Source organism: Polyangium jinanense, from assembly GCF_028435265.1.
In the GTDB taxonomy this organism is placed as follows: domain Bacteria; phylum Myxococcota_A; class Polyangia; order Polyangiales; family Polyangiaceae; genus Polyangium; species Polyangium jinanense.
Genome location: NZ_JAGTJK010000001.1, coordinates 641584 through 654805, shown reverse-complemented (window position 1 = coordinate 654805; position 13222 = coordinate 641584). Strand labels below are relative to the sequence as shown.

Below are 13222 nucleotides of genomic sequence, written 5' to 3'. Positions count from 1 at the left end.
CCTGCTCCCTGTGATCTTGGGACCCGCGCGCTAGCATGAAGCTTCGGTCGACGTAAAGCAGCCATTTTCCTGCCGACCCCGAGGGTGATGCGAAGGTTCTGGACCGTCCTCTTTGCCGTGACGATCGCGCTGCACGTGACGTTCGCCGTGGCGGTCCACGCGATCTTCGTGCGTCTCGGCGTCCCCGCGCCGTGGTTCGTCGCGCTCGCGCTCTGCGCGCTCTCCGCTTATGCGTTTCGCGGACGGATCAAGCTCGCGTCGGCCGATCGTCCGGTCCCACGCCTGCAGCGGCTGCTCGTCGAGGAGCCGTATTACGCGCACTGGTGCGCGCTCGTCGCCGCGCTGCCGCTCTGGCTCGTCGGCCTCGCCCTCGCGATGCTCGCGAGCTTCGTCGTGCCGGCGACGCTCGTGCCGACGTCGGGCTCGCTCGCGATCGTGGCGTACGCGGTCGGGCTCGCGCTCGCCGGCTGGGGCGTGTTCGTGCGGCGTCGCTGGGTCCGCGTGCGCACGATCGACGTGCCCATCCGCGGTCTGCCGGCCGCCTTCGACGGCTACCGCATCGCGCACCTGTCGGACCTGCACATCGGCGCGCTCTGCCCACGCGAGCACGCCGATCGCTGGGCGGAGACCGTGCGCGCGCTCGATGTCGACCTCGTCGCGCTCACGGGCGATTACGTGACGAGCGGCAACGCGTTCCACGGCGAGATCGCCGATCTCGCGCGCTCGATGAAGAGCCGCGACGGGGTGATCGCCGTGATGGGCAACCACGACTACTTCGGCGACGGCGAGGCGCTCGTGGGGAAGCTGCGCGAGGCCGGCATCGGCGTCTTGCGGAACGAACGCACGGCCATCGAGCGCGGCGGCGAGCGCCTCACGATCGCAGGCGTCGACGACACCTGGTCACGCCGCGCGAACGTGCGCCGCGCGCTCGACGGCCACGATCACGGCGCGCCGCTCGTCGTGCTGGCCCACGATCCGCAGCTCTTCCCGGATCTATCCGCACGGGGCGCGTCGCTCGTGCTGTCGGGCCACACGCACTGGGGACAGGTCGGCGTGCCGTTTCTTACGAGGCGGTACAATCTGTCCGCCCGCGTGTATCGCTATCACGCGGACCTGTACCGCGAGGGCGACGCGTGGCTTTACGTGAGCCCGGGGCTCGGCACGACGGGGCCGCCGGTGCGCCTCGGCGCAGCGCCGGAGATCACGATCCTTCGGCTCGAAGCGAGGCCGGCCTGAGCACCCGCTCCGCCTGCCCGAGCGCACGCACGACGACCGCGCCCTCCTCGAACGGCGTGCGCGGCGCGCGGCGCTCCTCCACGCAATGCAGGAAGTGATCGATCTCCACGGCCATCGGCTCGCGCCACGGGACGCGGATCTCCTCGGTCGGCCCCTCGAAGAGTCCGTCACTCCGCAAAGGTGGACGGGAGAGAAAAATGCGATCCGGCGCGCGCACGTCGTCGAGCATCGCCACGGCGGATGAGCCCACGACCACGATCCGCCGCTCCTTCGTCGCATGCACGCGGGAAAGCTCGATCCGCGCGGCAAACCCGGTCGCGAGCCGCAAGCCGAGCACGACCGGATCCCCCTCCGGACCGCTCGTAACCTCGAGCGCCTCGATCCGGAGCGGCTCGATCGCATGCACGATCGAGAGATCGTGCGGCCCGAGCGACCAGAGCGCCGGCACCGATCGATCCCCACGAATGGAGAGCCGCGACGCCGCGAAGTGTCGGACCGTGCCGAGCGCGCCGTCGTGCACCATCGCGACGAGCCGCTCGACCGCCGGGTGATACCGCAAAAGGTGCCCCACCATCGCCACGCGACCGAGCGACGCCGCGCGAAGCGTGCATCGCTCCGCATCCGCCGCCGAGACCGCGAGCGGCTTCTCGACGAGCACGTCGAGCCCCGCATCGAGCGCCGTCAGCACGAGCGACGCATGCGAGCGCGGCGGCGTGGCGATCACCACGGCACGCGCGCCGAGCCCGATCGCCTCCTCCAGGCTCTCGACGATCGCCGCGGAGGGCGCCTTCACGCGCGCGACCTCACGCCGCGCCGCGCTCGTGTCGGCGACCGCGACGAGCTCGGCCCGCGGGCTCTCGCAGAGCACCCGGAGCAGGTTCTCGCCCCACGCGCCGCAGCCGACGAGAGCGACGGGTACGGTCACGGCCGCTCCCAATCGAAACGCATCCGCCGCGTATAGCGCCGGCCCGCTGTCCGGGAAAGGTCAGGCGAGGAAAGACCCGAGCGCGCGGAAGCGACGGTACCGATCGTCGACGAGCTCGTCGCCCGAGAGACCGTCGAGCGAGGTGAGCGTCTGCCACAAGGTCAGGTCGAGCATCCGCGCAGCCTCGTCGTGGTCTTGATGCGCACCACCCGTCGGCTCCTCCACGACGATGTCGACCACGCCGAGCTGGAGCAGCTCCGGCGCCGTGATCTTGAGCTGCGCCGCGGCCTCATCCGCGCGCGCGCCGTCGTTCCACAGGATCGCCGCGCACCCCTCGGGCGTGATGACCGAGTAGCAACCGAACTCCATCATGATCACGCGATTCGCCACGCCGAGCGCGAGCGCGCCGCCCGACCCACCTTCGCCGATGATCGTCGCGACGATCGGCACGCGCGCCCTCGCCATGGCCGCGAGCGCCGCGCCGATGGCCTCGCTCTGCCCGCGCTCCTCGGCGCCGATGCCGGGATACGCGCCGGGCGTGTCGATGAACGTGAGCACGGGCAGGCCGAACTTGTCGGCGAGCTCGTACATGCGAATCGCCTTCCGGTAGCCCTCGGGGTTGGGCATGCCGAAGTTGCGCTTCACGTTCTCCTTCGTGCCGCGCCCCTTCTGCTGACCGACCACGACGACGCTGCGGCCGTGGTACGTCGCGAGCCCCGCGACGATCGCCTGATCGTCGGCGAAGCGCCGATCTCCTTTGAGCTCAACCCATCCGGTGAACAGCCGCTTCACGTAGTCGAGCGTGTAGGGCCGGTTCGCGTGGCGCGAGAGCTGGACCTTCTGGATCGGCGTGAGGTCCGCGAAGATCTCGCGCGCGAGGCGCGAGGTCTTCTCTTCGAGGCGCTGGAGCTCGGGTTCGAACCTGCGATCGGAGGCGGCGAGCGCGCGCAACGCCCTCACCTTCTCGACGAGGTCTGCGATCGGCTTCTCGAACGGCAGCACGAACATGGCAGCCCGTGGTCACTCCGAGATCGTCGGTTCCGCGACGATGTTCGCGGGGACCTGCACCGACGTCGCCGCGCGGATCACGTTGAACACGCGCAGCGGCTTCTCCTTGCCCTTCACCTTGGCCGACGGGAGCTCCTCCGTTTCGAAGCGCCCCGCGAGCCTGTCGTGCGTCATCTCGCTGACCACGATCTGCCCCGCCAGCGCGACCGAGCAGAGCCGCGCCGACGTGTTCGCCGTGTCGCCGATGACGGTGTACGAGAGCGCTTTCGAGCTCCCGATGTAGCCCGCGACGAGCGGGCCCGTATGGATGCCGATGCCGATCGCGAGCGGCGCGAGGTCGCGCTGCAGGCGCCTTCGGTTGAAGTCGCCGAGCACCTCGCCCATCTCCAGCGCGCATTGCACGCTGCGGATCGCGTCGTCGGGGTGGATCACGGGCGCGCCCCAGATGGCCATGATCCCGTCGCCCATGAATTTGTCGAGCGTGCCCTCGTACTTGAAGATCGTGTCCACCATGAGCTCGAAGTACTCGTTCAGCATGTCGACGAGCTCTTCGGGCGGGGTGTTCTCGCTCATCGCGGTGAAGCCGCGGATGTCGCTGTTGAAGACCGTGCACTCCTCGACGCGCTGACCGCCGAGGCGCACCTCGAGCTGGCCGCTCATCACGCGCTCGGCGATGTTCGGCGAGAGCAGCCGCGAGAAGCGCTCGCGGGCGATGATCTCGTTCTCGATCTTCTTTCCGAGGATGTTGATCTCGATGAACATCGAGGCCTGGTGGGCCACGGCCACCACGAGCTCGAGGTCCTTCGGCTGGAACTGCGCGAGCGTCTCCGAGTCGAGCCAGAGCACGCCGAGCACGTCCTGCGTGTTGTTCGGCGCGACGAGCGGCACGACGATGGCCGAGCTGATCCGGTTCAGGATCATGCTCTTGCCCTTGGAGGCGGCGAAGTCCATGGCCGCGTCGTGCGTGAGGACGGCCGCGCGCTCCTTGACCACGTGGTTCAGGATCGTCGACGAGACGCTGATCGGCGCCGTGGTGCCGTCGCGGCGCTGCGAGGCGCGCGGCATGAGCTCGCCGTTCTGGTCGTCGCGGAGGAAGATGACGCCGCGGTCGGCCTTGATGAACTTGATGATGCTCGCGAGGACCTTGTCGAGCAGCTTCGACGTGTCGCGCTCGGAGGCGATGTCGCGCGCGAGCTCGTGCGAGAGGCGCAGACGCTCGTAGTCGGCGCGGAGCTGGTTGTGATCGTTCGCGAGGCGGTCGAAGGGCAAGAACCCCTTCTCCACCGCGGCGATCTGCGTGCCGATCTGGCGCGCTTGATCGTTCAGGTCGATGCGCGTGCCCTGCGCGACGTACGAGTGCGGGCCCGTGATGAACGTGTGCGCGCCCGAGCCCTTCCCCATCATCGTCATGTTGGGGTTCGCGTTCGGGATGCCGAGCGCCGGGTTTGGCGCCGGCAGCCCAGGCCCCTGCGGTCGCGGCGCAACACCCGGATGCGGCTGCGCGTGCCCAGCTTGCGGCGGCGGAGGGCGCGGTGGCATCGGCGGCGGCGCGAACGCACCGGGCGGCGGCCGGTTCGCGGGGACGGCGGGCACGGCAGGCAGGACGTGCGCCGACTGCGCAAGGGGCGAAGGCGCGACGGGCGCGGGCCCGGGCGTCGCGGCCCACGCTTGCGGCTGCGGCGGCGGAGCCGGAACGGGCGGCGGACCAGCGGCCACGCCTGCGACGGGCGTGTCGTCGAAGCGGCCGCGCGTCGATCCGAGGGCGATCTCGTCGCCGTGCTTCAGGGGAGCCTCGCCGCGGACCCGCTCGTTGTTGATGAACGTCCCGTTCAGGCTGCCCAGATCACGCAGGTAAAACTGCGTCCCGCGGAGCTCGATGATGCAGTGCTCCTTGGAGACGATCTTGTCGAGCAGCTGGATCGAGTTGTTGGGGTGGCGCCCCAACGAGTTCACGGGCCGCAGCTCGATGGCCTGCTGCCCTTCGGCGGTCTGCAGGATCAGTCGAGCCATCAGGTGAGCCGTTGCGCTTGCATTCCGAGAACCACGGGAGGCCCTGCCCACACGAATGCAGACGGCCGCCGAACCGGTACGGGCAGAAGTGTATTCCTTCTCGTGACATTAAGCGAGGGGTTCGACGCGCCGATCGTCCTTCCCCCGGCGCGGCCGCCAGGCTAGGCCCGAAACCATGGCCGCCGACCTTCTGCTCGCGATCGATCAAGGGACGACCGGGACGACCTCGCTCGTGCTCGACACGGCAGGGACGACCCGCGGACGCGCGACGCGCGAATTCCCCCAGCACTTTCCGCGCCCCGGCCTCGTCGAGCACGAACCCGAGGACATCTGGCAAAGCGTGCTCGAATCGGTAGAGGCCGCGCTCGCCTCGGCCGGCGTCAGAGGGGATCGCATCGCCGCCGTCGGCATCACGAACCAGCGCGAGACCACGCTCGTCTGGCAACGCGCGACCGACAAGCCCATCCACCGCGCGATCGTCTGGCAAGACCGGCGCACCGCAGATGCGTGCGCGAAGCTGCGCGAAGGCGGCCACGAGCCCGCGGTCAAACGCACGACCGGCCTCGTGCTCGATCCGTACTTCAGCGGCACGAAGCTCACGTGGCTGCTCGACAACGTCGACGGCGCCCGCGAGCGTGCCGAGCGCGGCGAGCTCGCGTTCGGCACGGTCGACAGCTACCTCGTCTGGCGCCTGTCCGGCGGCGCGATGGGCGGCTCGCCCGTGCACGCGACCGACGTGACGAACGCCTCGCGCACGCTGCTCATGAGCCTCGCGACGCTCGACTGGGACCCGGCGATGCTCGAGCTCTTCCGCGCCCCGCGCAGCGTTCTGCCGAAGATCGTCGACTCGGCCGGGCTCATCGCGAAGACGCTTGGTTTCCCGCACCTGCCCGACGGCGTGCCGATCACGGGCATCGCGGGCGATCAACAAGCCGCGCTCTTCGGCCAGGCGTGCTTCGATACGGGCGACGCGAAATGCACGTACGGCACGGGCGCCTTCGTGCTCGTCAACACGGGCGCGCAGCCGATCGCGAGCCGCTTCGGGCTGCTCACGACCGTGGGCTGGAAGGTCGGAAGCGAAGTCGTCTTCGCGCTCGAAGGCAGCGCGTTCATCGCGGGCGCGGCCGTGCAGTGGCTCCGCGACGGGCTCGGCATCATCCGCAGCGCGGCCGAGATCGAGCCGCTCGCCGCGAGCGTCCCGTCGAGCGAAGGCGTGACGTTCGTGCCCGCGCTCTCCGGCCTCGGCGCGCCGTACTGGGATCCGGACGCGCGCGGCATCATCCACGGCATCACGCGCGGCACCACGAAGGCGCACCTCGCGCGCGCGACGCTCGAAGGCATCGCGCTCGAAGTGACGGACCTGCTCCGGGCCATGTGCGACGACCTCGGCAAACCCCTCGGCCGCATGCGCGTCGACGGCGGCGCCGCGAACAACGACCTGCTCATGCAGTACCAGGCCGACACGGCGGCCATCACGATCGAGCGCCCGATCGAGCTCGAATCGACCGCCCGCGGCGCCGCCATGCTCGCCGGCGTCGGCGCCGGCCTCTTCAACGGCGTGCGCGACGCCGCCCGGATGTCCCGGGTCGAGCGGACATTCGAGGTCGGCATGTCCGACACCGATCGAAACGCCCATCTCGCCCGCTGGGCCGACGCCATCGCCCGCACCCGGTCGTCGCGCACTTGACGCCCTGGATCCGCCGCCCGGGACAGACGGACTCCGGCCGGACACGCCCGTCCGCTCGCTGGACGAGCATTTCCGGCGCGAACCTGCTACCTCGCTGTATTCTGGGAACAAGACGTGGGACGCTTGGCAAGCCGGCACACCCGACGCCCGAGACGAACCGGTCTTGGGGGGGCCCATCCCACGGAGATGGCCGAGCTTCCGGCCTGGGGAACAGGCACTATGTTGCGAGAGTTCACCCCAAAGCGACCTCACAGAGCGTAAAATTCTATGTCAACGGAGAGCTCCCGTTCTCACTTGGTTCCCCTGCAGAGGCCCGGCCGGCCCGCCACACGTCGGGTCGTGTCGCTCGATGAGGAGGAAATGCCGAAGCCTGAAAATCCTTCCACCTCGGGGGTGGTCTACCGGGACATCCCGATCGATTGGGAGGCGCTGGAGGACGCGTTCGAGAACAACGCGCCCGAGGTTCACTCTTACCTTCACCTCGTGACAGGTGATGTCCTCCGTGTCGTCGACGGAGTCGCGGACCCGCAGATGCACGCACGCATCGCGGCCGACGCGAACTACCTCCGCATCGATCCGGTGAGCTCCCGCGAGCAGTATCGCTGGATGGAGCGGTTCATCCCGATGGTGGAGGACCCGGAGCTGCAGGGAAAGCTGACGCAGGCGATCGACGGAAAAGGCGCCTTCCGCCGCTTCAAGGACGTGCTGATGAGCTACGGCCCGGAGCGCGAGCGCTGGTTCTCGTTCCGCAGCGAGCGTCTCCGCATCTTCATGGAAGCGTGGCTCAACGCGCACGCGCTGAACCCGATCGCACGCCCCGTGTGGGTGCCCGAGCAGCCGCCTTCCCGCGCAGAAGGACAGCCCGCGGACACCGCCGCCGCGGCCGCGCCCGTCCCGAGCACGCGCGAGATCCGCGAAGAACCGCCGCGCGAGCTGCGCCGCGGCAAGAGCGTCGAGACGCTGCGAAAGAATCTTCGCGACATCGCCGACGCCCTCGGGCCGCGCGACCTCGACACGCTCACGGCCTTCGCGGAGTTCTTGAAGGCACGTCGCGCCGCGCGCTCGTTCGCCCATCATTACGAGGGCAGCCACGCGCACACCGAGGAAGAGCCCGCTCCCGCCTCGCAAGAGATCGTCGGCGGCGAAGTGCGCTCCGCTTCGTCCTGACGCGCGCTAGCGCGAGCGAACGATCGTGACCGTGACGCGCGAGCGCGCGGTCTGGAAGTAACTCGCGATCGCTTCGCCGAGCCGCTGCGAAACGACCCACCGACCGAGCGCGACCGAAACCTGTTCGTACGGACGACCCGTGAACGGCGTCGTGCCCGTGCGCAAGAGCGCGCGGAGCTCGGGGTCGCTCGGCGCGAGCATCGGCGCGACCATGCGGTCGAGATAGAGGCTCGCGCGAGCCTGGCGTCGCAGGAGCGCGTCGATCTCGTCCGAGCCGATCCCTTCAGCCTTCGCCGCGGCGATGAGCTTGTCCCGTCCCTTCACGCGTTGCTCGAGCACCGCGCGCGCGGACTCGGCGCGGCTCGCGATCTCGGTCGCGTCGGGCGCAGGCAGGACGGGCAAGCTCGCGAGGAGCGTCTCGGCGATATGGCGATCGAGCGCCGCGCGTACGTGACGATCCGTGAACGGAGCGGGATCCGGATCCGGATCGGCCAGGGCCTCGAGGCGCGCTTCGAACGCGAGCTCGCGCTCGTAAACGAACTGCGGACGCGTGACACCGCCCGTCTCGGGCGCATGCCAGCGGACGACCACACGATCAAGCAGCGCGGGCTTCGTCTCGGTCTGGGCGCCGGCGGGCGCGGCGAACGCGAGCGCGGCGAGGACGAGCAGGACGGCCGGACGCATCGAGGCGCGAACTATACCGCGGGCGCGCCGCTCCATCGAGCGTGGCGCTGCGCTAGCCTCGCTCCATGGCCGAAAGGAGCACCCCTGCCGCATCGAAGCTCGCCGTGGTCACGCTCGTCGTCTCGCTCGCGGCGGCCGCGTCGACGCTCCTTCCGGCGCGCGCAGAGGAGCCGCTCCCGGAAGGGCCACACGCGAACGTGCGCGTGGGCCTCGTGTTCGACGTCGGCGGGCGTGGCGACAAGAGCTTCAACGACGCGGCGTACGAGGGCCTGTCGCGCGCGGCGCGCGAGCTCGGTGTGACGACGGAGGTGCTCGAGCCGAGCGGCGCAGAGGATCGCGAGGCAGCGATGCGCCTCTTCGCGGCGCGTGGCTTCGACCTCGTGATCGGCGTGGGGTTCATCTTCTCGACCGACGTGAACGTGGTCGCGCGTGATTTCCCGAGCACGCGCTTCGCCTGCATCGACTACGCGCCGCCGATGGAGGGCGTGATGCCGCCGAACATCGCGGGTCTTCGGTTCCGCGAGGAAGAAGGCTCGTTCCTCGTCGGCGCGGTCGCGGGGCTCATGTCGAAGACGGGCCACGTGGGGTTCGTCGGCGGCATGGACATCCCGCTCATCCGCAAGTTCGAGGCGGGCTACCGCGCCGGCGTGCACGAGGTTTGTCCGCGCTGCGAGGTGCACGCGGGGTTCGCGGGGACGACCCCCGATGCGTTCCGCGATCCGGTGAAAGGCAAGGCGCTCGCGAACAGCGAAATCGCCGCGGGCGCGGACATCGTCTACCACGCGGCCGGAACGACGGGGCACGGCGTCTTCGAGGCGGCGCGCGACATGGGCGTGAAGGCGATCGGCGTGGATACCGATCAGCACGACGAGATGCCCGGCACCGTGCTGACGAGCATGATCAAGCGCGGCGACGTCGCCGTCTTCGACACGATCCGCGACGTGGCCGAGGGCCGCTTCCAGGCGGGGCTACGCACGTTCGGCCTCGCCGAGGACGCCGTCGGCTACGTCGACGAAGGGCCACACGCCGCGGGCATCCCCGAGGACACGAAGCAGAAGGTCGAGGCGCTCGCGCAGCGCGTGATCCGCGGGGAGATCAAGATCCCCGAGCGCTGACTTTCACCACTTCACGAGAACCTTCGGCGGATCGACCACGACCTTCACGTGCGGCACCTCGAGCAGCACGTCGAGGTACGCGCTGCCCGGCTTGCTCACGTCGGCGCCGGAGCTCTTCGGCTCCACGCGTGGCACGAGCGACTCGGGCGAGACCGCGTTCACATCTTCGTTCGATCCGACGAGGCGCACCTTCACCGTCGGCGGTGTCGTCTGGGCGCGCGGCAGGCCCACGACCTCCACGCGCAGGTTCGCGAACTCCTTCTTTGCGAGCTCACGCGCGATCTCGACCGTCGCGATCACACTCTCGACGTCGTAGTTCACGAGCTTCGGCGGCTTGTCGAGCGGCAGCGGCCGACGGTAGACGCCCTCGGTCAAACCCGTCACGTCGAACGGCGCCGCGCGTGCGTACTGCATGACGTCGACGATCGAGCGAGGGCCGCGCGCCTGCACGGCCTTGGGCTCGGAGCCGATCACGCCCTTCACCGCGAACGTCTGCGCGGGTTCGCCCGTGCGCGCGATCTGCACGGGGATCTCGCGCTGGACGACGTCGTCCCAGCGGAGCTCGATCGAGGGCGGCTGCACCTCCTCGATCTGCACGCCCGTGGGCACGCGGAACATGCTCGGCTTGAGGTCGATGTTCGTCTCGCGCCCGCTGCGCAGGTTGAGCTGGAGCGTGCCGAGATCGTCGCTGCGCAGGTCGTCGAGCTGCGTGCGCGAGCCGCGCAGCGTGACCTTCACCTCGTTCGGGATCTGCGTCATGAGCTGCCGGTTCGCGCTCTCCGGCGGCATGATCGACACGACGCTGACCGAGAACGTGCGCTGCGCGTTCTCGGCGCCGTGGATGAACGCGTAGATCCCGAGCGCGCAGAGGAGCGACAGGATCTTCAGCCCGATGTTGTCGAGCAGCGCCGCGCGGACGCTCTCGCGAAGCCCGTCCTTGGCCGTCATGAGTCGTCACCGTGGCTGGGGCTGCCGGCGCCTTCACCCGAGCGCGCGGTGGGCTGCGTGCCCGGCGGCGCGCTCGAAGGCGGACCGGGGGGCGCACTGGGAGGCGTGCTCGGCGGCGTCGTGGCTTGCGGCCCCGCAGGGACCACACCGGGCGGCGGCATCGTGGCCGCGGCCGTGGGCGCGGGATCCGAGGACGGCGGCGGCGGCGGCACGGTCGCCGTGGGCACGAACGTGTTCGGCCGCAAGGTCGGCGCCGCGACCGAGGCCGGCGGCATCTCCGTGGTCGTGGCCGGTCGCATCGGCATCGCCGCGCTCTGCGGCATGCGCGGGGCGGGCGGGACCGGCGCGCCGGGCATCGGCGTCGCGCCGACCGACGGGGGCGTCGGGATCGACGGGCGCACGGCCGGAGCCGGCGCCGGGATCGGGGGCGTGCGCACGGGCTGCGGCGGAGCCGGCGTCGACGCGGACGGTGGCTTGCGCGCGGCGGCGGCCTTCTGCTTCTTGCGCGACGAGCGCCCGAAGAGGCCGAGCAGCGCGTGCCGGAGCGACTGGCCGTCGAGGTTCGACACGATGTTGCCGCTGAAGCAGAAGCTGATCGTCCCGCGCTCCTCGCTCACCACGACGACGACCGCGTCGGTCTCCTCCGTGATGCCGAGCGCGGCGCGATGGCGAGAGCCGAGGCTCGCGTCGAGCACCTTCGTCTCGGGCATCGGGAAGAACACGCCGGCGCGCGCGATCTTGAGGTCGCGGATGAGCACCGCGCCGTCGTGCAGCTTGTTCACCGACTCCGGCACGAAGAGGCTGACGAGCAGCTCGCGCGTCACGACCGAGTCGAGGGCGATGCCCTCGCTCTTGCAGAACTCGAGCACGTTCGCGTCCTGCTCGAACGCGATGATCGCGCCCATGCGATGGCGCGCGAGCTCCGTCGCCGCCGCCACGACCTCGTCGATGACGCGCGACTGCTGTTCGCGCCCGCCGGCGAGCCACGCCTTCGATCCCATGCGGATCAGCGCGCGGCGGATGTCGTTCTGGAAGACGACGACGACGATCAGGATGATCGACGAGAGCAGCCACGAGAGCAGGTGCAGGAGCGTGGCGAGCTCGAACGTCTTCGCCGCGAGGTAGAGCAGAAAGACGATGCAGAGCCCGATGCCCATCTGCATCGCGCGCGTCCCGCGCATCACGAGCAGCGCGCGGTAGATGACGTACGCGACGATGAAGATGTCGATGAAGTCCCGCAGGATCTGCAGGAACGGGCGCGCGGCGAAGAGGCGAAGCAGACCGTCGAGCATGGCTCAGGCGTCCCCTCCCCGGCGCGCGTCGATCGCCGCCGCGACCGCGAGCGCTTGCACCACCTCTTTCACGTCGTGCACCCGCACGATCGAAGCTCCGCGCGCCACGCACGCGAGCACCGCGGCGATCGTCCCGCCGAGCCGCTCTGCCGGCGGCGCGATCACGCTCGCGTCCGGCGACGCCGCGCGCGCGACGAACGACTTTCGGCTCGGCCCCACGAGCACCGGGAAGCCGAGCTTTGCGAGCTCGTCGAGCCGCGCGCAGAGCTCGATCGAGTGCCGCGCGTTCTTCGCGAACCCGAGCCCCGGATCGAGCACGAGGTCTTCGCGCGCGAGGCCCTTCGCGAGCGCCCGCTCGGCCGCTTCGGTCCACTCGCGCGCGACGTCCGCGACGACGTCCCCGTAAGCGGCGTCGTCGTACATCGAGAAGCCGCGCATGTCGGTCATCGATCCGCGGCAATGCATAAGGACGAGCGAAGCGCCGAAGTGTGCGCAAAGTGCGCCGAGCTCGGCCGCCGGTTCGAGCGAGACCGTGTTCACGATGCGCGCGCCCTCGCCGAGGGCCCACGCGGCGACGTCGGGCAGCGTGGTGTCGATCGAGACCACCGCGCCGAGCTCCACGCTCGCGCGGATCAGCCCGCCGATGCGCCGGATCTGCTCGGCCGCGTCGATCGGGGAAGAACCCGGCCGCGTCGACTCGGCGCCGATGTCGAGGATGTGCGCTCCTTCGATCACGAGCCCCCGCACATGCGCAACGGCTGCCGCATCATCCAGGAATCGTCCCCCATCCGAGAAAGAGTCCGGGGTCCGATTACAAACCCCCATGACGAGCGCGCCCCGTCGGCTCGAAAAAAGCGCGCGGAGCGGGGACGACATTGTGTGTGCGTAGCAAGTTCCGAGCCGGCCGGCAATCTTCGACGGTGTGCGGCAAAAACGCCGCGCTCCATCCGCGAAATCCTTGGACTTTTTCGAGGCCGAGTCGGACGCCGTGCGGGCTCGGCCCCGAGGTTCGTGATCTTCGGGTGGCGCGACACGTGCGATCTCCCTGACGCGCGGCGAAATGCCTGCTACGGTCGGCCGATCCGCGTGTCCGAGGCGTCTCGGGCCGCATTCGGCCGAGGCCACGCCGCGGCCCGAGCGAATGATGCTA

General features: G+C 70.0%; 11 protein-coding genes. 4 read left to right on the top strand and 7 right to left on the bottom strand.

All coding sequences use genetic code 11. The features are described 5' to 3' along the window. Window positions 1-87 precede the first annotated feature (87 nt). Window positions 88-1236, top strand: a complete 1149-nt coding sequence (locus tag KEG38_RS02765) for a metallophosphoesterase (protein ID WP_272417396.1) — start codon at window positions 88-90, stop codon at window positions 1234-1236. On the opposite strand, the gene KEG38_RS02760 is transcribed toward KEG38_RS02765, so the two are convergent. From KEG38_RS02760 to KEG38_RS02750, 3 genes are read right to left on the bottom strand one after another with little or no spacing between them, the layout of a single operon-like run. Then, window positions 1202-2161: a Gfo/Idh/MocA family protein gene (locus KEG38_RS02760; RefSeq protein WP_272417395.1), complete on the bottom strand. Its 960-nt coding sequence runs from the start codon at window positions 2159-2161 to the stop codon at window positions 1202-1204. The two genes, KEG38_RS02765 and KEG38_RS02760, sit on opposite strands and share 35 nt — an antisense overlap. A 60-nt stretch (window positions 2162-2221) precedes the next feature. Continuing rightward, window positions 2222-3169: an acetyl-CoA carboxylase carboxyltransferase subunit alpha gene (locus KEG38_RS02755; protein WP_272417394.1), complete on the bottom strand. Its 948-nt coding sequence runs from the start codon at window positions 3167-3169 to the stop codon at window positions 2222-2224. A gap of 12 nt (window positions 3170-3181) precedes the next feature. Then, a complete protein-coding gene (locus tag KEG38_RS02750) occupies window positions 3182-5179 on the bottom strand; it encodes an adenylate/guanylate cyclase domain-containing protein (RefSeq protein ID WP_272417393.1) in 1998 nt (665 codons plus the stop codon). Window positions 5180-5354: 175 nt separating this feature from the next. Between KEG38_RS02750 and glpK the strand changes: the two genes are divergently transcribed. Then, window positions 5355-6866 (top strand): glycerol kinase GlpK, encoded by a 1512-nt coding sequence (gene glpK, locus KEG38_RS02745; RefSeq protein WP_272417392.1) that lies wholly within the window; start codon window positions 5355-5357, stop codon window positions 6864-6866. Window positions 6867-7226: 360 nt separating this feature from the next. Next, window positions 7227-8033, top strand: a complete 807-nt coding sequence (locus KEG38_RS02740) for a UPF0158 family protein (RefSeq protein WP_272417391.1) — start codon at window positions 7227-7229, stop codon at window positions 8031-8033. 6 nt (window positions 8034-8039) lie between these two features. Here the strand turns inward: KEG38_RS02740 and KEG38_RS02735 are convergent, their stop codons facing one another. Then, complete coding sequence (locus tag KEG38_RS02735) at window positions 8040-8717, bottom strand: hypothetical protein (RefSeq protein WP_272417390.1); 678 nt, start codon at window positions 8715-8717, stop codon at window positions 8040-8042. A gap of 65 nt (window positions 8718-8782) precedes the next feature. Here KEG38_RS02735 and KEG38_RS02730 point away from each other — a divergent pair, with 65 nt between their 5' ends. After that, complete coding sequence (locus KEG38_RS02730; protein WP_272417389.1) at window positions 8783-9832, top strand: BMP family lipoprotein; 1050 nt, start codon at window positions 8783-8785, stop codon at window positions 9830-9832. Between the two features lie 3 nt (window positions 9833-9835). On the opposite strand, the gene KEG38_RS02725 is transcribed toward KEG38_RS02730, so the two are convergent. Genes KEG38_RS02725 through folP form a run of 3 tightly spaced genes read right to left on the bottom strand, consistent with a single transcriptional unit; the run spans window position 9836 to window position 12897 of the window. Beyond that, window positions 9836-10780 carry a CdaR family protein gene (locus KEG38_RS02725; RefSeq protein ID WP_272417388.1) on the bottom strand — a complete coding sequence of 315 codons (945 nt, stop codon included), beginning with the start codon at window positions 10778-10780 and terminating at the stop codon, window positions 9836-9838. Then, the gene (cdaA, locus tag KEG38_RS02720; protein ID WP_272417387.1) at window positions 10777-12072 is read right to left on the bottom strand and encodes a diadenylate cyclase CdaA; all 1296 of its coding nucleotides are present in this window, start codon (window positions 12070-12072) and stop codon (window positions 10777-10779) included. The genes KEG38_RS02725 and cdaA overlap by 4 nt, the downstream gene beginning before the upstream one ends. 3 nt (window positions 12073-12075) lie before the next feature. Next, window positions 12076-12897, bottom strand: a complete 822-nt coding sequence (gene folP / locus KEG38_RS02715) for a dihydropteroate synthase (RefSeq protein WP_272417723.1) — start codon at window positions 12895-12897, stop codon at window positions 12076-12078. Window positions 12898-13222 lie beyond the last annotated feature (325 nt).

Excerpts from the sequence above, each read along its gene's own strand:
- KEG38_RS02750 (WP_272417393.1), bottom strand. The coding sequence starts at position 5,179 with ATGGCTCGACTGATCCTGCAGACCGCCGAAGGGCAGCAGGCCATCGAG.
- KEG38_RS02735 (WP_272417390.1), bottom strand. The coding sequence starts at position 8,717 with ATGCGTCCGGCCGTCCTGCTCGTCCTCGCCGCGCTCGCGTTCGCCGCG.
- KEG38_RS02765 (WP_272417396.1), top strand. The coding sequence starts at position 88 with ATGCGAAGGTTCTGGACCGTCCTCTTTGCCGTGACGATCGCGCTGCAC.
- cdaA (WP_272417387.1), bottom strand. The coding sequence starts at position 12,072 with ATGCTCGACGGTCTGCTTCGCCTCTTCGCCGCGCGCCCGTTCCTGCAG.
- glpK (WP_272417392.1), top strand. The coding sequence starts at position 5,355 with ATGGCCGCCGACCTTCTGCTCGCGATCGATCAAGGGACGACCGGGACG.
- KEG38_RS02755 (WP_272417394.1), bottom strand. The coding sequence starts at position 3,169 with ATGTTCGTGCTGCCGTTCGAGAAGCCGATCGCAGACCTCGTCGAGAAG.
- KEG38_RS02740 (WP_272417391.1), top strand. The coding sequence starts at position 7,227 with ATGCCGAAGCCTGAAAATCCTTCCACCTCGGGGGTGGTCTACCGGGAC.
- folP (WP_272417723.1), bottom strand. The coding sequence starts at position 12,897 with ATGGGGGTTTGTAATCGGACCCCGGACTCTTTCTCGGATGGGGGACGA.
- KEG38_RS02730 (WP_272417389.1), top strand. The coding sequence starts at position 8,783 with ATGGCCGAAAGGAGCACCCCTGCCGCATCGAAGCTCGCCGTGGTCACG.
- KEG38_RS02725 (WP_272417388.1), bottom strand. The coding sequence starts at position 10,780 with ATGACGGCCAAGGACGGGCTTCGCGAGAGCGTCCGCGCGGCGCTGCTC.